General features: G+C 70.6%; 18 protein-coding genes. 12 read left to right on the forward strand and 6 right to left on the reverse strand.

The features are described 5' to 3' along the window. Positions 1 to 44: 44 nt before the first annotated feature. Positions 45 to 2756, forward strand: a complete 2712-nt coding sequence (locus G4Z16_RS22570) for a glycosyl hydrolase family 65 domain-containing protein (RefSeq protein ID WP_197352504.1) — start codon at positions 45 to 47, stop codon at positions 2754 to 2756. 152 nt (positions 2757 to 2908) lie between these two features. On the opposite strand, the gene G4Z16_RS22575 is transcribed toward G4Z16_RS22570, so the two are convergent. Next, positions 2909 to 3412: an NUDIX hydrolase gene (locus G4Z16_RS22575; protein ID WP_197352505.1), complete on the reverse strand. Its 504-nt coding sequence runs from the start codon at positions 3410 to 3412 to the stop codon at positions 2909 to 2911. 165 nt (positions 3413 to 3577) lie between these two features. Here G4Z16_RS22575 and G4Z16_RS22580 point away from each other — a divergent pair, with 165 nt between their 5' ends. Beyond that, a complete protein-coding gene (locus G4Z16_RS22580; protein WP_197352506.1) occupies positions 3578 to 4987 on the forward strand; it encodes a S28 family serine protease in 1410 nt (469 codons plus the stop codon). A 197-nt stretch (positions 4988 to 5184) separates the two neighbouring features. Here the strand turns inward: G4Z16_RS22580 and G4Z16_RS22585 are convergent, their stop codons facing one another. Both G4Z16_RS22585 and G4Z16_RS22590 read right to left on the reverse strand, forming a co-directional pair. Then, positions 5185 to 6060: a sugar phosphate isomerase/epimerase family protein gene (locus G4Z16_RS22585; protein WP_197352507.1), complete on the reverse strand. Its 876-nt coding sequence runs from the start codon at positions 6058 to 6060 to the stop codon at positions 5185 to 5187. Between the two features lie 97 nt (positions 6061 to 6157). Further along, entirely contained in the window at positions 6158 to 7318 is a 1161-nt protein-coding gene (locus G4Z16_RS22590) for a LacI family DNA-binding transcriptional regulator (RefSeq protein WP_197352508.1), read from the reverse strand. Positions 7319 to 7641: 323 nt separating this feature from the next. Between G4Z16_RS22590 and G4Z16_RS22595 the strand changes: the two genes are divergently transcribed. The 10 genes from G4Z16_RS22595 (at position 7642) to G4Z16_RS22640 (ending at position 17849) form a co-directional block, all read left to right on the forward strand. Then, positions 7642 to 8829 (forward strand): Gfo/Idh/MocA family protein, encoded by a 1188-nt coding sequence (locus G4Z16_RS22595; RefSeq protein ID WP_197352509.1) that lies wholly within the window; start codon positions 7642 to 7644, stop codon positions 8827 to 8829. A 7-nt stretch (positions 8830 to 8836) separates the two neighbouring features. Continuing rightward, positions 8837 to 9787, forward strand: a complete 951-nt coding sequence (locus G4Z16_RS22600) for a DUF6807 domain-containing protein (RefSeq protein WP_197352510.1) — start codon at positions 8837 to 8839, stop codon at positions 9785 to 9787. Positions 9788 to 9863: 76 nt separating this feature from the next. After that, positions 9864 to 10607, forward strand: coding sequence for a cupin domain-containing protein (locus tag G4Z16_RS22605; RefSeq protein ID WP_197352511.1), 744 nt, complete (start codon positions 9864 to 9866; stop codon positions 10605 to 10607). Positions 10608 to 10657: 50 nt separating this feature from the next. Then, positions 10658 to 11941: an ABC transporter substrate-binding protein gene (locus G4Z16_RS22610; RefSeq protein ID WP_197352512.1), complete on the forward strand. Its 1284-nt coding sequence runs from the start codon at positions 10658 to 10660 to the stop codon at positions 11939 to 11941. After that, positions 11941 to 12936, forward strand: coding sequence for a carbohydrate ABC transporter permease (locus tag G4Z16_RS22615; protein ID WP_197352513.1), 996 nt, complete (start codon positions 11941 to 11943; stop codon positions 12934 to 12936). Before G4Z16_RS22610 ends, G4Z16_RS22615 begins: the two co-directional genes overlap by 1 nt. After that, positions 12936 to 13802 carry a carbohydrate ABC transporter permease gene (locus tag G4Z16_RS22620; RefSeq protein ID WP_197352514.1) on the forward strand — a complete coding sequence of 289 codons (867 nt, stop codon included), beginning with the start codon at positions 12936 to 12938 and terminating at the stop codon, positions 13800 to 13802. The genes G4Z16_RS22615 and G4Z16_RS22620 overlap by 1 nt, the downstream gene beginning before the upstream one ends. 6 nt (positions 13803 to 13808) lie before the next feature. Continuing rightward, on the forward strand, positions 13809 to 14417 hold the full coding sequence (locus G4Z16_RS22625; RefSeq protein ID WP_197352515.1) for a hypothetical protein: 609 nt from the start codon (positions 13809 to 13811) through the stop codon (positions 14415 to 14417). A gap of 161 nt (positions 14418 to 14578) precedes the next feature. Beyond that, positions 14579 to 15730, forward strand: coding sequence for a Gfo/Idh/MocA family protein (locus G4Z16_RS22630; RefSeq protein WP_197352516.1), 1152 nt, complete (start codon positions 14579 to 14581; stop codon positions 15728 to 15730). A gap of 50 nt (positions 15731 to 15780) precedes the next feature. After that, positions 15781 to 17001 carry a dihydrodipicolinate synthase family protein gene (locus G4Z16_RS22635; RefSeq protein WP_197352517.1) on the forward strand — a complete coding sequence of 407 codons (1221 nt, stop codon included), beginning with the start codon at positions 15781 to 15783 and terminating at the stop codon, positions 16999 to 17001. Beyond that, the gene (locus G4Z16_RS22640) at positions 16998 to 17849 is read left to right on the forward strand and encodes a sugar phosphate isomerase/epimerase family protein (RefSeq protein ID WP_197352518.1); all 852 of its coding nucleotides are present in this window, start codon (positions 16998 to 17000) and stop codon (positions 17847 to 17849) included. Before G4Z16_RS22635 ends, G4Z16_RS22640 begins: the two co-directional genes overlap by 4 nt. Positions 17850 to 18376: 527 nt before the next feature. On the opposite strand, the gene G4Z16_RS22645 is transcribed toward G4Z16_RS22640, so the two are convergent. From G4Z16_RS22645 to G4Z16_RS22655, 3 genes are all read right to left on the reverse strand, one after another. Continuing rightward, positions 18377 to 18649, reverse strand: a complete 273-nt coding sequence (locus G4Z16_RS22645) for a hypothetical protein (protein WP_197352519.1) — start codon at positions 18647 to 18649, stop codon at positions 18377 to 18379. A 252-nt stretch (positions 18650 to 18901) separates the two neighbouring features. Then, a complete protein-coding gene (locus G4Z16_RS22650) occupies positions 18902 to 19108 on the reverse strand; it encodes a DUF397 domain-containing protein (protein ID WP_197352520.1) in 207 nt (68 codons plus the stop codon). Continuing rightward, positions 19105 to 20016 (reverse strand): helix-turn-helix domain-containing protein, encoded by a 912-nt coding sequence (locus G4Z16_RS22655; protein WP_197352521.1) that lies wholly within the window; start codon positions 20014 to 20016, stop codon positions 19105 to 19107. Before G4Z16_RS22655 ends, G4Z16_RS22650 begins: the two co-directional genes overlap by 4 nt. Between the last annotated feature and the right edge of the window lie 161 nt (positions 20017 to 20177).

A 20177-nucleotide genomic window follows, 5' to 3' on the forward strand; every position in this document is an offset into this window, starting at 1 on the left:
CGCGGTCTGTTGACTGGATGTGTTCATAACTTTAGTTTCGATCCATGCTCGGACCCCTTCGTCGTCATTCCCGTCTGACGCTGCCGCTGCTGGCCTGCGCCCTCGTGGCAGCGGTGCCTCAGGCGTCAACCACAGCCCCGCCGGGCGCCGTTGCCTCCGCCACGTCACCGGACGCCCGGCACGGCGGCTGGGTGCTCACCTCCCACGAACGGGATCCGGACGACAGCTACCGCGCGTACGTCGGCAACGGCTATCTCGGCCAGCGCGTCGCTCCGTCCGGTTCGGGCTACAGCGCGAGCGGCGAGAAGTCCGGCTGGCCGCTGTTCACGCCGCGGTACGACGGCTCGTTCGTCGCCGGGCTCTACGCGCACAACCAGAAGACCGCCAAGAACAAGCAGGCACTCGCCGCTCTCCCTACCTGGACCACGCTGAACGTGGCCACCGGCGGAGACTCCGGCGAGACCTTCTCCTCGGACACACCGGCCGGGCGCATCTCGCACTACAAGCAGTCCCTCGACATGCGCCGCGGCCTGGTGCGCACCTCGCTCACCTGGACCGCCCGCGACGGACGCGCGACGGACCTGACCTACGAGGTCCTCGCCGACCGCAACCACCAGCACTCGGGCGCCGTCCGCGTGCGGATGCGCCCCCACTGGAGCGGCGCGGCCCGCGTCACGGACGTGATCGACGGCCGCGGTGCGCGCCGCGTCTCGCAGACGGGCGGCGGCGACCGCACCGGCAAGGCGTTGCGTCCGGGGGAGCGGACCATGGACGTCGCCTTCCACACGCACGGCACGAAGACCGACGGAGCGGTCGCCTCGACGCTGCGACCAGGACCCGGCGTACATGCGACAAGTGAACATAAGGCCGGACCTGCGAGAAAGCTGACGGCCAGGCAGGGCGTCTCCTTCCGGGCGCAGCGCGGCAGGTCGTACGAGTTCACCAAGTACGTCGGCGTGGACACCGCGCACACCTCCGACGCACCCGAACGCAGCGCCCTGGCCGCCTCCCGCGGTGCCGCCGTGCGCGGCTGGGAGCGCAGCTTCGCGGCACACAGCGCCGCCTGGAAGCGGCTGTGGCGCAGCGACATCCAGGTCAACGGCCGCCCCGAGCTGCAGAAGTGGCTCCGCTCCGCCCAGTACGGGCTGTTCGCCAGCAGCCGGCGCGGCGGCGACGACAGCATCGCCCCGGCCGGTCTCAGCAGCGACAACTACGCGGGTGTGATCTTCTGGGACGCCGAGACGTGGATGTTCCCGGCTCTGCTCGCAACCCACCCCGACCTGGCCAGGTCCGTGCTCGACTACCGCTACCGCACCCGCGAGGGCGCGCGCACCAACGCGCGGAAGCTCGGCCACGACGGCCTGTTCTACGGCTGGACCACCGGCAGGGACGGCGACCTGTGGAAGGAGTGCCACAGCTGGGACCCGCCCCACTGCCGCACCCAGAACCACCTGCAGAGCGACATCGCGCTCGCGGCCTGGCAGTACTACCTCGCCACGGGTGACAGGGAATGGCTTCGCGAGCGCGGCTGGCCCCTGCTGAAGGGCATCGCCGAATTCTGGGCGGGACGCGCCGGGAAGAACGCGGACGGCAGCTACTCCGTGAAGAACGTCGCCGGTCCCGACGAGTACAGCAACGGCGTCGACGACGGCGTGTTCACCAACGCGGGTGCCGCCACCGCCCTTCGCCACGCCACCCGTGCCGCCGGCCTGCTGGGTGAGACGGCGCCGGCGCAGTGGACGAAGATCGCCGGCAAGCTGCGCATCCCCTACGACAAGAAGAACAAGGTCTTCGAGCAGTACGACGGCTACGACGGCTCCACCATCAAGCAGGCGGACACGGTGCTGCTCCAGTACCCGCTGGAGTGGCCGATGTCCAAGGCCACCGCGCGGCGGACCCTGGACTACTACGCCGCCCGCACCGACCCGGACGGCCCCGCGATGACGGATTCCGTGCACGCCGTGGACGCCGCGCAGAACGACGAGCCCGGCTGCTCGACGTACACCTATCTCAAGCGCTCCATCGAGCCGTTCATGCGCAGCCCGTTCGCGCTCTTCTCCGAGGCGCGCGGTGAGCAGGCGGGCGCGGCCGACCCGCACGCCGGGCAGCCCGCGCAGGACTTCGTCACCGGCAAGGGCGGCTTCCTCCAGGTCTTCACGCACGGGCTGACGGGGCAGCGGCTGCGCGAGGGGAAGCTGAAGCTGGACCCGATGCTGCCGCCGCAGCTCTCCGAAGGGGTCACGCTCAAGAGGCAGCACTGGCAGGGGCGTACGTACGACATCGAACTCGGGGCGCACCGGACCACCGTCCGGCTCACGAGCGGTGAGCCCGTCACGCTGGAGACGCCGCAGGGCGAGCAGGTCGTCAGCCGGGACCAACCGGTGGTGCTGAAGACGCGCCGGCCCGACCAGGAGCCGACGCCGAACGTCGCCCGCTGCCAGAAGGCCGCTGCCTCTTCCGAGGAGTCCGGCATGTACGCGGGCTCCGCCGTCGACGGCAACTCGGCCACGTCCTGGCTGCCCGACGGCAGGAAGGGCTCGCTCACCGTGCGGCTCGCGCGCACGGTCGGCGCCGGCGGGAGCATCGAACCGCAGTGGGCCGGCAAGCCCGCGAGCCACCGGACCGAGGTGTCGGCCGACGGCAGGAACTGGCACGCCGCCGGTGAGGGCGGATCCTTCCGCTACGTACGGGTCTCGGTCACCTCGAAGGACGCGAAGAAGCCCGCCGGGATCGAGGAGTTGAGGGTGACCCGGTGAGGCTTGTCCGCGGCTGACGGCCACGGCCGTCGCCACGGGAGTCTCCGGGCGGTGCGTTCCTGCGGGAGCCACCGCCCGGCGGTGTCCCGGGCGGGAGCCGTCCAGCGGGAGTCATCCCCGGAGGCGGGGCAGCCGGGTCCCCGGCAGGCCGCTCAGTCCCTGCACAGATCCACGATGTATTCGTCCACCGTCTGCACCATGCCGCCGCCCGGCAGCGGTTCACCGTCCGCGCGCCAGTGCACCGCCGAGACCTCGTTGTTGGGAGCGAAGGTGCGCGGCCGGTCGGTGTGCGCCGTGAACACCCCGCCGTACAGGACGCGTCCGGTCGTCCCGAGCGCCGTGCGCGTGTGCCCGACGAAGCGCAACTCGCCGGGCTCCAGCAGCTGACCGGTCTCCTCCCACAGCTCCCGTACGGCCGCCGCCCGCGGGGACTCCCCGGGCTCGATCCCGCCGCCCGGCAGCTCCCAGCACTCGCGCTCCCGCTCGTACACCATCAGCACCTTCCCCTCGTGCCAGAGCACGACCAGCGCGTAGCCCATGGGCGCGTCGTCGAAGGCGGAGTCCTCGGGCTGGTCGCGCGCGTCGTGGAAGGCGAGCAGCGCCATGTTGCGGGGGCCGGTGACCAGGGGCTGCGGCTGATGCCGGTAGTCGGTCATGGCACGCAGCCTAGGCCCTGTCCTCCGGATCTCCGTGGGCCCGCGACTCCGGCTGCGGCACAGCTGTAACGCATGCGACATCTCGTGCAGGGGCGACAGATCTGGCGGTACGCCATCCCTGCCGGTAAGTTCACCTCGACCTTTGACGGATCCAGGGGAGAGCGCATGCGAAGAACGCTCAGATGGACGCTGTCGCTTGCGGTGCTCATAGGCACTGCCGGCGCCGGCGGAGCGTCGATGTCGTCCGCCACAGCGGCCGACACCGACATCAAGGACCGCGTCCTCGCTATCAAGGGGATGAGCTTCATCGAGGAGAAGAAGGTCGACGGCTACCGCTTCTTCCTCCTCAACTACGAACAGCCGGTCGACCACAGGCACCCCGAGAAGGGGACCTTCAAGCAGCGGATCTCACTGCTGCACAAGAGCGAGGACCGGCCCACCGTCTACTTCACGTCCGGCTACGGGCTGAACGAGGAGCCCAGGCGCAGCGAGCCGACGCAGATGACCGACGGCAACCAGGTCTCCATGGAGTACCGGTTCTTCACACCGTCCCGGCCCGACCCGGCCGACTGGTCGAAGCTCGACATCTGGCAGGCTGCCAGCGACCAGCACCGCATCTTCAAGGCGCTGAACAAGATCTACGGCGAGCGCTGGATCTCCACCGGCGGCAGCAAGGGCGGAATGACGGCGACGTACTACCGTCGCTTCTTCCCCAAGGACATGGACGGCACCGTCGCGTACGTCGCGCCCAACGACGTGAAGAACGACGAGGACTCGGCCTACTACACCTTCTTCGAGAAGGTCGGCTCCGAGAAGTGCCGCGACAGGCTCAACGCCGCTCAGCACGAGATCTTCGACCGCCGCGGCGAGATGGTGAAGCGGCTGAAGGAGCTGGCCAAGAAGGAGGGTTACACCTTCAAGCTGGCCGGCAGTGCGGACAAGGCCTTCGAACTCGTCGCGCAGGACATCGTGTGGGGCTTCTGGCAGTACCACCTGGAGAAGGAGGAGTGCGACGCCGTGCCCTCCACGAAGGCCAAGACCCAGGAACTGTGGGACTGGGGCAACGAGATCGGCGGCTGGGAGGCCGGCTCCGACCAGGGCATCGAGTACTACACGCCGTACTACTACCAGGCTGGCACGCAGATGGGTTCGCCCGACTACGAGTCGCCGCTCCTGGACGACGTGCGCAAGTACCCGGGGCTCAACAAGCCCCGCACGTACGTGCCGCGTGACATCCCGATGAAGTTCGACCGCAAGGCGATGAAGGACATCGACAAGTGGGTGCGCACCAACGCGTCCCAGATGCTCTTCGTCAACGGCGAGAACGACCCGTGGAGCGCCGAGCCGTTCAGTGTCGGCCAGGGCACCGATGAGGCGTACGTCCTCAAGGCGCCGGGAGCCAACCACGGTGCGAACATCGCGGGGCTGAGCGACGAGGACAAGAAGAAGGCGACCGCCGCGCTGCTGACGTGGGCCGGCGTCGAGCCTGCCGAGGGTGCGCAGCCCAAGCGCCTGACGAAGTACGACGCGGACCTGGACCGTCCCGTCAAGGAGGAGCGGATGCTGCGGCCGTAAGGCTGCCGGCACCGCCGTTCCGCTCCTGCACAACCGGTGCCCGGCCGGGGCCTGTTCGGCCCGGCCGGGCACCGGTCTTTCCGCGTCCGTGAGCCCGGGCGCTCCGGGCGGACGCGTCGATCCGTTACGGGGTCAGGGCATCGGGCAGGGCGACGGAGCGGGATGACGTGGCGTCGTCTCCGGGCTCATTTCCCGGCTCACTTCGGGGAGCCGTCCCCCGTCATCAGGCTCCGCAGATGGTCCCGTACCGACGGAAGCAGCCCGGGGAGCTCCGGCACCTGCGGATACCAGCGCTTCTCGTACTCCCAGCACAGCCAGCCGCGTGACGGGTCGGAGTGCGGCCCCGTCGCCACGCTGCCCCCGGTCCCGACGGCCCCGATGGGGTCCTTCGCGTTGCCGGCCTGCGTCAGGAGCCCGACCACCTCACGCAGCGGCAGGACTCCTTCGCCGGGCGGCACCGGGGTGGTGTCGTCCGCGGAGGCGATGTCCTTGACCTGCACATAGCCCAGGAACGGCGCGAGGAGGCGCTGGCTCGTGCCCGGGTCCTCACCGGCGCGCCAGGTGTGCATGACGTCCCACAGCGCGCCGGCCGAGGCATGCCCCACGGCGGCGAGGACGCGGGCGGCGTCCTCGCCGGTGCTGTGGGAGTCGTGCGTCTCCAGCAGCAGCCGCACCCCGAGATCGGCGGCGAGCGGAGCCAGGGCGGCCATCCGGCGGGCGGCCGTCGCGTCGGCCTCCTCGCGGCTGCTGTCGCCGCCGCCCGGGAAGACGCGTACGAAGGAAGCGCCCAAGTCCCGGGCGAGCTCCATGAGTTCCTGCACGTCCGTCAGCACGGCGTCGTCGTCGCCGGGAGCCGCGACCTTGGCGTACCCGGCGATCGCCAGGACCTCCACGCCCGCCGCCTTGAACTCCTCGACCACGTCGACGCGCTCGGCCAGGGTCAGACCCGGATGGACGGGCTCCTCCGGATGCGCGCGCAGCTCCAGGCCCTCGAAGCCGGTGTCGGCCGCGAGTCGTACGGCGTCGGGAACGGGGAGGGAAGGAATGCCGAGGGTGGAGAAGGCGAGTCGCATGAGCACAGCGGACCAGATGCCCCGGTGCTCGTACAAGCTCCGGGCGTCAACTGGCCGCACGTGCCTCCGCGCCGGGGTGTGAAGGCGGCGTCCCAGCTCAGCCGCGGGGCCCGGGTGGAGGAGCCGTCGAGCCGCGCGCCATGAGCTCGGTCCGTACGGTGGCGACACCGCCGGGTGGCGGAGTCTCGCGGCCGAGGGCGAGCCGTCCGGCGCGCGCGCCCGCGTCGTGCAGGGGGATGCGGACGGTCGTGAGGGTCGGCGAGGCGTCGGCGCTGAAGGGGAGATCGTCGAAGCCCGCGACGGAGACGTCTTCGGGGATGCGCAGCCCCTGGTCGCGCAGCGCGGCGCAGACGCCGAGCGCGACGGTGTCGTTCGCGGCGAGGACGGCCGTCAGGCCGGGCACGCGGCGCAGCAGCTCGAGGGCGCCGTCGTAGCCGGAGGAGCGGTCGTAGGCGCCGCCGTGCACGGTGAACTGCTCGGCGTCGGCGAGGAGTTCGGGGGCTCTGGCCCGTATGGCGAGGCGGTGGCCCTCCAGGCGGTCACGGGTGGTGGTGCGGTCGGACGGGCCGGTCACGTAGCCGATGCTGCGGTGGCCGAGCGACAGGAGATGTTCGGTGAGGCGGCGGCTGCCGCCCCGGTTGTCGAAGGCGAGCGTGACTATGCCGTCCCCGCTGTCCGCGCGGCCCTCTCCGTCCCGTCCGTTCTCCTGGGGCGGCCTCGGCTGCTCCCGTTCGGGGCCTTGGTGCGTGTCCTGCTGCTCCGGCGCGAGAGGGGGCCGGCCGCACAGCACGATGCGCGTGCCTCCGGCGGCGAGGCGGCGCAGCCGGGTCGCGAGCGCAGCGCCGTGCTTCTCGTCCTCCACGCCGCTGCCCGTCAGGACGACGGCGGCCGCGCGCTGGCGCTGAAGGTGTGTGAGATAGCTCAGCTCGCTCTCCGTCGAGCCGCCGGTGTTGCAGACGACGGCGAGTTTCTGGCCGCCGCCGCCCTGCCCCACGGCGCCCATCTCGCTCTGCACGGCGCTGGCGATGATGCCGAAGAACGGGTCCGCGATGTCGTTGACCAGGACGCCGACCAGGTCGGAAGTGGCCGCGGCGAGTGCGCTCGCGGGACCGTTGACGACGTACTGCAGCTCCTCGACCGCGCGCATGACCCTTGTGCGGGTGGCGCCCGCGACAGGGTAGTTGCCGCTCAGCACGCGCGAGACGGTCGCTGCGGAGACCCCTGCTCGCGTCGCCACATCGGCCAGAGTCACTGCCATCCAGTCCTCCGTTGTCCACAGTCCACGTAAATGTCTTCGGGGAGCGCCCTCACCGGTCGGTCGCGCACTGGTGATGCGACGCGGCGGCCGGTTGACGCGAAAGTGCATCAGTGCAGCGCACACGGCACAGACGTGTTCGTCGGTGGCCGGGCGCGCCCATGTTCTCACTCCGCGTGTCCCTTGGTTACCGCAACCGGTTCCCCGGCCGGTTTGGAACGAGGTATTCCGGTCCTCTGGTGCACGGGGTCTTGTCCTGTCATATCAAGCACCCTTAGTGTCCTCGCCATGGTAAGCGCTTGCACTCCATGGGAGGCCACTGCTGTATGGCGTTCGAGAAGACTCCGGTACGCGCCGCAGTCGTCGGCACCGGCGGCATCATCACCGGTGCTCATCTGACCGCGCTGCGGGCACACGCCTCACGCGTGCGCCTCGTGGGCGCGGTCGACGTCGACGAGAGCCGTCTCGCTGACTTCCTCGCTGAGGCCGGGGACGGCGTGAGCGGATATCCGGGCATGACGGAGATGCTCGCGGCGGAGGAACCGGACCTGGTGCTGATCGGGACGCCTCCCTCCCCCCACGCCGAACAGGCCCGCGCGGCACTGCGGTCCGGCGCGTGGGTCCTGTGCGAGAAGCCGCTGTGCCTCTCGCTCGCCGAGTACGACGCCATCGCGGCGGAGGAAGGGCCCTCGGTGAACGGAGCCGGGGGCGACGGCGGAGCCGGCGCCTCGTCAGAGCCGGGCGGCCCGGACGCCCGCGGCGGTCCGTACGCCTCCGTCGTCTTCCAGCACCGCTACGGCTCCGGAGCGGTACACGCCCGCGAGCTCCTGCGCTCGGGCGGTCTCGGATCACCCCTGGTGGCCCACTGCCAGACCACCTGGCACCGGGACACGGAGTACTACTCCGTTCCGTGGCGCGGACGTTGGGCCACGGAGGGCGGCGGGCCGACCATGGGCCACGGCATCCACCAGATGGACCTGCTGCTGCATCTCCTCGGCGAGTGGAGCGAGATACGCGCCATGGCGGGACGTCTCGTGCACGACGTGGAGAGCGAGGACGTCTCGACCGCCCTCGTCCGCTTCGAGAACGGCGCCATGGCGACCGTCGTCAACAGCGTGCTCAGCCCCGACGAGGTCAGCCGGATACGCATCGACTGCACCGACGCCACCGTCGAGTTGACGCACCTGTACGGGTACGGCAACGACGACTGGGCCTACACCCCCGCCCCCCACGCCCGCGGCCTTCCCGAGCGCACCTCCCACTGGCGCACCCCCGCGGCCGACGTGCCCAGTTCGCACGCGGCCCAGCTCGGCTGCTTCCTCGACGCCATGGAGAAGGGCGAACGGCCCCCGGGCAGCGGCCCCGACGCCCGCCGCACGCTCGAATTCCTCGCCGCGCTCTACAAGTCGGCGTTCACGGCTCAGCCTGTGCACCAGGGTGAAATCACACCGCAGGACCCCTTCTACAAGGCCATGCACGGCGAACACCCGGACTGGGCACCGAAGGAGCACTGACAGCACGATGAGCACCTCCGTCCCCCGTGATCATCTTCCCGTCACCGTCACGCACACCCACGGCGAGCGCATAGGCGTCGAGGCCGGCGGTACGGAACTGATGGCCTACGTCTACGCCCCCGATCCCGTCGCCTTCGAAGCGCGCAAACCGTACGCGCATCCCCTGCGCACCCTCGCCGGCAGCACGGTCACCGGCTACCGGCCCAACGACCACCGCTGGCACAAGGGCCTCCAGATGACCGCCAGCCATCTGTCGGGCCAGAACTTCTGGGGCGGCAACTGCTACGTGCACGGCGAGGGTTACCTGCCGCGTCCCGAACTCGTCGGCTCCATGCGCCACGACGGCTTCGACGCCTTCGCAGTGGCCGACGACAGGCTGGACTTCACCGAGCGGCTCACCTGGGTCGAGAACGGCGGCGAGGAGTGGGCGCGCGAGCGGCGCGGTGTCGCGCTCCACTCGGTGGACGCCGCGAGCGGAACGTACGCGATCGACTGGTCCATCGAGCTCACCAACACCCGCGGCGAACCACTGGAGTTCGGCTCGCCGACGACCCACGGCCGCGAGATGGCCGGCTACACCGGGCTGCAGTGGCGCGGTCCCCGCGACTTCACCGGCGGCCAGGTGCTCTCTCCCGCCGGGCCGAGCACCGACGAGGAGATGATGGGGCAGCCCGCCGGCGAGCACCCCTGGATCGCTTTCGTCGGCGAACATGACGACGTGGACGCCCACTCGACGCTCGTGTTCGCGCACGCTCCGGGCAACGAGGAGTCCGTGCACGCCTCGCACTGGTTCGTACGCTCCGAGCCGATCCCGAGCGTGGCCTTCTCCTGGGCCTTCTTCGAGGAGTTCGTCCTGCCGCCGGGCGACTCCTTCTCGTACCGCTACCGGATTCTCGTCGCCGACGGCGCCTGGGACGCGGGTGGCATCGAGCGGCGGCTGAAGGCGATCCCATGGTGAGCGGCCCGGAGAGACCGTCCCCGGACCGCGACCCCTGAACGACCCATCCCGAACGCCGAGTTGAAGGAGACCGCACGTGCTGGACGCGCCACTGCCGGGCGGGATCGGCCTGTCCCACATCACCGCCTACGACTGGGAGGCCGCCGACGGCGTGTGCGGCGGCAGCCCCCACATCCACCTCGCCTGCACCGAGGCGTACGTCGTCACCGGGGGAGAGGGCGCCGTTCAGACGCTCACCCCCGAGGGCGGCTTCACCGAGACTCCGCTGGAGCCCGGCGTCATCGCATGGTTCACACCGGGCACCGTGCACCGGATGGTGAACGGCGCCGGGCTGCGGGTGACCGTGCTGATGCAGAACAGCGGTCTGCCGGAGGCCGGCGACGCGGTGTTCACCTTTCCTCAGGAGGTGCTGGCCGACCCCGAGGCGTACGCCGCCGCGGCCGCGCTGCCCGCGAAGGAGGGGCCCGAAGCCGACCGTGCCGCACGTGAGCGGCGCGATCTCGCCGTGCAGGGCTTCCTGGTCCTGAGAGAAGCGGTGAAGGACGGCGACACCGGGCCCCTGCACGCGTTCCACCGGGCCGCCGCACGCCTCGTCGCCCCCAAGGTGGCTGCCTGGCAGCCGCGTTGGCGGGACGGTGCGCTCGCAGCCGCGGAACTCACCGGGCAGCACCTCGCCGCGCTGGCCGACGGCGACGCCTCCCACCTCTCCGCCGCACGCGCCCGCTCCGCGGAGCCCACGCGGCGCGGCGGCTACGGGATGTGCGGACGCCGCGACGAGTACGAGCTGCCCGGCACCACGCTGCCGTATTACGGCGAATAGCACCGACAGCACCGACCGCACCGACCGCACGTACCGGAAAGGTTCATCGCATGCCCGCATCCAGGACAAGGGCGTCCTGCGTGGCGGCCGTCGCCATCGCCCTGTGCGCGACGCTCTCCGGCTGCGGCGGCGGACCCTCGGCCGCGGCCGACGGCAAGGTCACGCTCCGCTTCACCTGGTGGGGCAACGCCGACCGCGCCGCCCGCACCGAGAAGGCCGTGACCGCCTTCGAACGGGCCCATCCGTCCATCGACATCCAGACCTCCTACTCCACCTACGACTCGTACAAGCAGAAGCTCGCCACTCAGGCGGCGGGCGGCGACGTGCCCGACCTCATCCAGCTCGACTACCGGCAGATCAGCCAGTACGCGGGTTCCGACGTGCTGCTCGACCTGGCCGGTCAGCGCAAGCACCTCCCCACGGACAAGATGGATCCGGCGCTGCTGCGCACAGGGCAGGTCGGCGGCCGGCAGTACGCCCTGCCCATGGGCATCGGCACCCAGACGGTCGCCTACGACAAGAAGGCATGGCGTGCGGCAGGGGTGAAGGACCCCCAGGCGGGGTGGAGTTGGCAGGACTGGGTGCGGGCGCTGCGCAAGGTCAAGGACGACCGCGGCTCCTACCCCATGACCGACCCGGGCGCCGCCGAGGACCAGTTCGAGATCTGGCTGCGCGGCCAGGGGAAGAAGCTCTACACCAAGGACGGGCAGATCGCCTTCAGCGCGGGGGACTTGGCGCGCTGGTGGTCCTTCACCTCTGCCCTCCGCAAGGAGGGGCTGGTCAGTCCGGCCACGGACACCACGCAGATGTCCGGATCGGTGGAGGACGCACCGATGGGACGCGAGAAGTCCCTCGCGGAGTTCAACTGGGACGCTCCCTCGGCGGGTTACGAGGCGATGTACGGCGACCGGCTCGCCCTCGCGCCCACCCCCACGGGCGAGGACGGCACGTTCGGTCAGTACTACAAGCCGTCCATGCTGCTCGGCATCGCCTCCGGCAGCGAACACCCGCGCGAGGCCGCCCAGTTCATCGACTTCTTCCTCAACTCCGACAAGGCCGCCGACATCCTCGGCGTCGACAGGGGCACCCCGGTCAACAGCACGCAGCGCCGCAGGGTGCTCTCCACCGTCACCGGGTTCCAGAAGCAAGTGGCCCGGCTCCAGACGTCGTTGCAGGGCAAGCTCAAGGCGCCCCCGGCCGCTCCTCCGCGCGGCGACAACGGACTCCAGTCGACCTTCCAGCGCGACTACGACCAGGTCTCCTTCGAGAAGCTCTCACCACGCGAGGCCGCGGAGAACTTCCTCACCGAGGCACGAGCGGAGCTGAGGCCCTGATGGCGAACACCTCCACCGCCCCGGCCACCTCGGCGGCGCCCGCAGGAACCGGGCCCAAGGCCGACACCACCGCCGGTACGGGCACGAAGGGCCCTGGCCGCCCGCCCCGTCGCGAACGCCAGGGCGCCGCCTGGGTGTTCCTCTCCCCGTGGGTGCTGGGCGCGTCCGTGCTCACGCTGCTGCCGATGGCGGTCTCGCTCTATCTGTCGTTCACCGACTACAACCTCTTCGATCCGCCGTCGTGGATCGGCCTGCGCAACTACGTGCAGATGTTCACCGAGGACCCGCGGCTGCTCCGCTCGATCGGCAACACGCTGCTGTACGTGCTCGTCGCCGTGCCGCTGCAACTCGCCCTGGCGCTCGCCGTCGCCCTCGCCCTGAAGTCGATGCGGCGCGGGCGGAACTTCTACCGGTCCGCCTTCTACGCGCCCTCGCTGCTCGGCGCCTCCATGAGCATCGCGCTGGTATGGCGGGCGATCTTCAACGACGGCGGCACCGTCGACAACCTGATGAGCGGCCTCGGCTTCCACATCGGCGGCTGGGTCAACCAGCCGGGCTGGGCGCTGGTCAGCGTGGCGCTGCTGACCGTATGGCAGTTCGGCGCACCCATGGTCATCTTCCTCGCCGGGCTCCAGCAGATCCCGCAGGACCTCTACGAGGCAGCGGCCGTCGACGGGGCGGGCAGGTGGCGGCAGTTCGCCTCGATCACCCTGCCGATGCTCTCTCCCGTGCTGTTCTTCAACCTGGTGCTCCAGACCATCCAGGCCTTCCAGGTCTTCACCCCGGCCTTCGCGGTCAGCGGCGGCCGCGGCGGGCCCGCCGACTCCACGCTCTTCTACACGCTCTACCTCTACGAACGGGGCTTCACCGCCTCGCACATGGGCTACGCCTCCGCGATGGCGTGGATGCTGCTGCTCGCCATCGGCATCGTCACGGCGGTGCTGTTCCGCACGTCCCGGTCCTGGGTCTTCTACGCGAACGAGGAGGCCGGCTGATGTCCGCCACCGCCATGCCGAGGCAGCACCGCCGCATCGAGTGGCGGCGCGTCGCGCTCCACGGGGGTGCCCTGGCCGTACTCCTCGTGCTGCTCTACCCGTTGGCCTGGCTGGTCGCCACCTCGTTCAAGCCTGCGGACGAAGTGCTCGCCAGCCTGGCCCTGTTGCCGTCCCGGCTGGCCACCGAGAACTACGGCACCGCGGCCGAGGGCATCGAAGGCGTCACGCTGCTCCAGCTGTTCGGCAACTCGCTGACGATCTCGCTCGGTGCCGTCCTGGGCAACGTGCTCAGCTGCTCGCTGGCGGCATACGCCTTCGCGCGGCTGCGCTTCACCATGCGCGGGCCGCTGTTCGCCTTCATGATCGCCACGATCATGCTGCCGCACCACGCCGTGCTGATCCCGCAGTACATCGTCTTCAACCAGCTCGGCATGGTGAACACCTTCTGGCCGATGGTGCTGCCGAAGTTCCTGGCCACCGACGCCTTCTTCGTCTTCCTCATCGTGCAGTTCATGCGCGGGCTGCCGCGCGAGCTCGACGAAGCGGCGAAGATCGACGGATGCGGGCCGTTCCGCATCTTCGCCCGCGTGGTTCTTCCGCTGACCAGGCCCGCACTGATCACCACCGCGATCTTCACCTTCATCTGGACATGGAACGACTTCTTCACCCAGTTGATCTATCTCTTCGAGCCGGAGAAGTACACACTCACACTGGCGCTGCGCACGTTCGTCGACACCTCCAGCCAGTCCGCGTACGGGCCGATGTTCGCGATGTCGGTGTTCGCGCTGCTGCCGATCGTGCTGTTCTTCCTGGCCTTCCAGCGGCTGCTCGTCGAGGGCATGGCCAACTCCGGGCTGAAAGGCTGACCTCACATGAGCACTTCGCGGATACGCGGTGAGCGCGGCGACCTCTTCGGAGCGCGTTTCGAACTCTTCGCCGACGTGCTCGCGCTCGGCGTCGCCGCGACCGCCGCCTCGCTGCCGCTGATCACGTTCCCGGCCGCGCTGTCCACGGCGTGCACGCAGCTGCGGCGCCGGCGCCTGTATGCCGAACCGTGCACGGCCGGACGCTACTTCGTCGTACTCCGCAAGCGGCTGACGCGGCGCGGCGAATGGGCCGCGGGTGCGGTCGTGCTCGCGTTCGGCGTCCTGGTGGCCGCCGATGCGGGGCTCGCCTCGGCCGGCCTGCCGGGCGCGGCGCCCTTCGCCCTGGCACTCGCCGTGGTGGCCACCGCCGCCGCAGTGGTCGGGCTGCGCGCGAGCGCTCAGCCGTCGCACGAGCAGTTCCCGGGCTGGCTCCCCGCCGTGCAGTCAGGCGCCGTCCGTACGGTGAAGGATCTGCCGGGCAGCGGCCTGGTGCTGCTGGCCGTGCTCACGGCGGCGGTGTGTGCCTGGGCCCTGCTGCCCGTCGTCCTCCTGCTCCCCGGGCCCTTGGCCCTGGCACTGACGGCAGTGGAGCTGCGGCCGGGGCCGGGGCAGTGAGCCGGGCGGCCGCCCGGCGCGCGCCGTCCCGGTTACCCGTACGTGCCGGACCCGCAGGCCCTTGTGGACCCCGGAGAAATGCGGCTAGCTTTCTGGATAGAAAGCGCTTGCTGCCGCCCGCCGACCTTGCCACCCCTCGGTGACCTAAGGAGACGACCCACGTGACACGCAGGACAGTGCGCATCGCCATGAACGGCGTGACCGGACGCATGGGGTACCGCCAGCATCTGGTGCGTTCCATCCTGGCCATCCGCGAGCAGGGCGGCATCGACCTCGGGGACGGCAGCACTCTGTGGCCCGAGCCGGTGCTCGTCGGCCGCCGGGACCTCGCGCTCAAGGCGATCGCCGAGCGGCACGGCCTGGACGAGTGGAGCACCGACCTCGACGCCGTCCTCACCGACGGCAGCATCGACGTCTACTTCGACTCCCAGGTCACCAGTGCCCGTGAGGACGCGCTGCGCAAGGCAATCGGCGCCGGGAAGCACATCTACACCGAGAAGCCCACCGCCACCGGCCTCGACGGGGCCCTCTCCCTCGCGAGGCTCGCGCACGAGGCGGGCATCAAGCACGGCGTCGTGCAGGACAAGCTCTTCCTGCCGGGGCTGCTCAAGCTCAAGCGCCTCGTCGACGGCGGCTTCTTCGGGCGCATCCTCTCGGTGCGCGGCGAGTTCGGCTACTGGGTCTTCGAGGGCGACTGGCAGGAGGCGCAGCGCCCCTCCTGGAACTACCGGTCCGAGGACGGCGGCGGCATCGTCGTCGACATGTTCCCGCACTGGGAGTACGTGCTGAACGGGCTCTTCGGCCGGGTCACCTCCGTACAGGCCCTCGCGGCGACGCACATCCCGCGCCGCTGGGACGAGCAGGGGCGGGCCTACGACGCCACCGCCGACGACTCCGCATACGGCGTCTTCGAACTCGAGGGCGGCATCGTCGCGCAGATCAACTCCTCCTGGGCGGTGCGCGTCAACCGCGACGAACTCGTCGAGTTCCAGGTCGACGGCACGGAGGGCTCGGCCGTCGCGGGACTGCGCCGCTGCCGCGCACAGCACCGCTCCGGAACGCCCAAGCCCGTATGGAACCCGGACCTGCCGGCCACGGAGGTCTTCCGGGAGCAGTGGCAGGAGGTCCCGGACAACGGGGAGTTCGACAACGGCTTCAAGGCGCAGTGGGAGCTCTTCCTTCGGCACGTCGCGCTCGGGACGCCCTACGACTGGGACCTGCTCGCCGGAGCCCGCGGCGTCCAGCTCGCCGAACTCGGCCTGCTCTCCTCGGCGGAGGGCCGCCGCATGTCCGTTCCCGAGCTGTCGCTCTGAGACCCGGTCCCGTTCCAGGACCCCGATCCAGGCTTCGAGGGAGAACTTCTGTGATCCGACTGCCCGATGAGAACGGGTCGTTGCGTACGTACGAGCCCAGAGCCGAGCCCGCGGCGCCCGTCGCCGCCCCGGCGGCCGGAGCGGCGCCCGCCTCGCGCACCGTCTTCGCGGCGGCGCACGTCGTCGCCGACCGGCACCGGGAGGCCACCGGGACCGACGAACCCGCCGCGCTCGACTGGGACGCCACGCTCGCCTTCCGCCGCCACCTGTGGTCGCACGGCCTGTGCGTCGCGGAGGCCATGGACACGGCGCAGCGCGGCATGGGACTGGACTGGCCCGTCGCGGCGGAGCTGATCGAACGCTCCGCCGCGGAGGCGAGGTCCGTGGGCGGACGCGTCGCGTGCGGCGTGGGGACGGACCAACTCACCCCAGGCGGTGCGGACCTGGCGCAGGTGCGCGGCGCGTACGAGGAGCAGTCCGAGGTCGTGGAGAAGGCCGGCGCGCAGACGATCCTCATGGCCTCGCGCGCGCTCGCAGCCACCGCCCGCGGTCCCGAGGACTATCTGGACGTCTACGGGCACCTGCTCCGCCAGGCCGCCGAACCCGTCATCCTGCACTGGCTCGGGCCGATGTTCGACCCTGCGCTGGAAGGCTACTGGGGCAGCACCGACCTGGACGCCGCCACGGACACGTTCCTGGGGATCATCGCCGAGCACCCCGGCAAGGTCGACGGCGTGAAGGTCTCCCTGCTCGACGCCGACCGCGAAGTGGCGCTGCGGCGCCGACTCCCCGACGGCGTGCGCTGCTACACCGGCGACGACTTCAACTACCCGGAACTCATCGCGGGGGACGGGGACCGTAGCGGGGGAGGGGACGGTGGCGGCGGTGAACTCCCGGGAGGCGGCCGGGACTTCAGCCACGCCCTGCTGGGCGTCTTCGACCCGCTCGCGCCACTCGCGGCCGACGCGGTGCGTCTGCTCGACGACGGTGACACCGCCGGGTTCCGCGCGGCACTCGATCCGACGGTGGCCCTCTCGCGGCACCTCTTCAAGGCGCCGACCCGCTTCTACAAGACGGGAGTTGTGCTGCTCGCATGGCTCGCCGGTCATCAGGACCACTTCGTCATGGTCGGCGGCATGCAGTCGGCGCGGTCGCTGCCGCACCTCGCGCGGGCGTACGAACTGGCAGACGCACTCGGCCTGTTCCCCGACGCTGGTCTCGCCGAGCAGCGCATGCGCCGGCTCCTCGGCGTGCACGGGGTGGAGGCGTGAGCTCGACTGCGGGGCTCGCCCGCTTCTCCGTCAACCAGCAGACCGTCAAGCAGCTCCCGCTGCCCGAACTCGCCGACGCGTGCGGCAAGCTCGGCATCTCCCATGTGGGGCTGTGGCGCGAGCCCGTCCAGGAGTACGGACCGGAGGCGGCCGCGCGCCTCATGCGTGACGCCGGTCTGAGCGTGACGTCACTGTGCCGGGGCGGCTTCTTCACCGCCCTCGACCCGGTCGAGCGCAGCCGCGCCCTCCACGACAACCGCGCCGCGATCGACGAGGCCGCGACGCTCGGGACGTCCACACTCGTGCTGGTCTCGGGCGGCCTCCCCGAGGGGAGCCGTGACCTCGCGGGCGCCCGCGAGCGGATCGCGGACGCGCTCGCCGAACTCGGCCCGTACGCGGGGGAGCGGGGCGTACAGCTGGCGATCGAGCCGCTGCATCCGATGTTCGCCTCCGACCGCTGCGTGGTCTCCACGCTCGGGCAGGCCCTTGACCTGGCGGAGCGGTTCCCCGCGGAGCAGGTGGGGGTCGTCGTGGACACCTACCACGTGTGGTGGGACGACCGGGCTCCCGCGCAGATCGAACGTGCGGCGGCGGGCGGCAGGCTGGCGTCCTTCCAGCTCGCGGACTGGATCACACCCCTGCCCGAGGGCGTGCTGCTCGGCCGCGGCCAGCTCGGCGACGGTGCCGTCGACCTGCGCGGATTCCGCGAACTCGTCGACGCGGCCGGCTACGAAGGGCCCATCGAGGTGGAGATCTTCAACCCGGGACTGTGGGCGCGTGACGGCGTCGAGGTCCTTGCCGAGACGGCGGAGCGGTATCTGCGCCACGTCGTGGCGGAGAAGCGCTGACGGGCCCGTACACAGCGCCCCGAAAAATCCTGAAGAAGAAATTCCGGATCGCGTGCAACCCTTCCGGGGGGTTCTGGGTCTTACCTGGTGCTTGGGCCTCTTGGGGGGATGCAAGAGGCCGAGGGGGGCAAAGGGGCCCGGCCGTTGGAGCACGGCAGCCGGGCCCCTAGAAATTTGCCCTCGATGAGTCGGCCCCGTCGGAGGTGGCCTGCCCGGGAGCGGGCTGTGCCGGAACCGCCGCGAAGCGGGGCAAGGTGTGCGGACCTACCGGTCAACGCACCCTCGTCATATGGCAATTGGTGACAATCAGCCGACGGCGTTCCACCGATTCATGCAGCCTGGGGGTCTCGTTACCGGCGGTCGCGCCGCTAGTGTCCGCGGGTGCACGAGTGCAAGCGGACAGTGGTGTGACCCCGAAGACTGCTCTGGAGTGTGCGCATGCTGACCACGTGCCCTCGATGCGGAACGAGATCAGCCGCGACGTCCGAGGCCTGCGGAGACTGCGGCCATGATCTCTACCGCGTCGCCTATCCCACCCCGTCCGGCGCGTTGCGGCTGACCTTCCTGAACCGCGTGCCGACGCGGATCACGGTGAGCGTCGCGCTTCTCCTCGCGGGAGCGGGCCTGTCCACGGGCCTGCTGTTAGCGGGTGGAGAGGAGGACCGGGAGCCCATCTCGAAGAACCGGGCACCCGCCTCGTCCGTACCCCGTGAGCCCACTCCCTCGGCACCACCCACCTCCGCCGAGCCCTCCAGGACGAAGGCTCCGCCGAAGCCGGCGCCGACCACGACCCGGCCCACCAGCACCCCCTCGGCCGCGCCCTCCCCGACGCGGGGCCACAGGCCCCCCTTCGCCGGAATCCCCGAGGCCCAGAGGGCATTGGAGTTCGCCGATGAAGTGACGAGGGAGTGGACGGGTAAGGGGCACGGACGCTGGGGTCGTCCCTGACCGTTCCCCGCGGGGGGTCCCGGCCGGTCGCTGAGGGCGCGGTACGGGGCGAGGCCCGCGCTCAGCGGGTGCCCGGGGCGAGGCCCGCGCTCAGCGGGTCCGGCTCAGTCGAGCGCCGCGAACGAGACGAACTCGCTCCACGCGTCGGCCGGGAAGGCGAGCTGCGGGCCGTCTGAGTTCTTCGAGTCGCGGACGTGGACGGTGCTGGTCGTGGCGGCGGCCTCGACGCAGTCGTTGTCGTTGCTCCCGCTGTAACTGCTCTTGAACCAGGCCAGGTTGGAGCTGTCCGAGGCGGTGGGCTGCGAAGTCATGTCTCACCAAGCACTTTCTCGATGAAGGCCAGCGACTCCCGTGGGCTGAGAGCCTGAGACCGGATGATTCCATACCGCAGCTCCAGCACCTGAGCCTCTTTCGGGTCGGACATGAGGTGGGTCGTCAGCTGCGCGGCCGCGTACCCGACGGTCGCCCCGTCCCGGAGCTTGAGCACCTGGAGCTCGCCTCCCATGCCGGCGTGATCCTCCCGGTCCGTCGGCATGACCTGGATCTCCACGTGCCGCAACTTGCCGACGTGGAGGAGGTGTTCGAGCTGCCGCCGCAGCACCGGCCTGCCGCCGACGGGACGCCGCAGCGTGACCTCCTCCTGCACGAAGGTCAGCGTCGGCGGGGGAGTCCTTCCGAAGATCTCCTGCCGGGCCATGCGGGCGGCCAGGTACCGCTCCAGGTCGTCCTCGCTGTAGGCGGGGCGCCGCATCCGGAACAGCGCCCGGGCATACTCCTCCGTCTGCAGCAGACCGTGGACGTTGTGGTTGCCGTACGCCCCGAGCTCCACCGACTCGGCCTCGATCCTGGCCAGATCCCGCACCTTCTTCGGGTAGCGGGCCTCCGCCACGTCGCCCTTCATCGCGGCCAACTTGCCATCGGCGCCGAGTACTCGGTCCGCCGAGGTCAGGAACTCCGGCCTGGGCACCCGCCTCCCGCGCTCGACGGAGGAGACCAGGTCCTCCCCGTACCCGATGGCGGCCCCCAACTCGGCCTGCGTCAGGCCCGCCGCCTCCCGCCACAGCTTGATCTGCCGCCCCACGGTCTTCACGACGGCGCCCGAGTCGTCCTCCAGCCCCGGGTCCCACCCGGACCTGTCGGCCCCGTCGGTGGTGTAGTCCCTGCGCCCGGCGGTCTCGGCCCCGCCGCCGTCCTTGTCCCCGTGTACGTCCCCGTCCATGCGCGCCCTTTCGGTCGGCGTCCTTGGACGGTTCAACGGGGGCCCGTGAGCTTCGAGTTATGGGGACGGGCGGTACGGATGGGGGTGGGGGCGGTACAGATACCAGAAGTGCCGGTACACGCATCGACGTCCTGGTCCTTCAGGACGGACCTCAAGTCGCC

The organism is Streptomyces bathyalis (genome assembly GCF_015910445.1).
In the GTDB taxonomy this organism is placed as follows: Bacteria; Actinomycetota; Actinomycetes; order Streptomycetales; family Streptomycetaceae; genus Streptomyces; species Streptomyces bathyalis.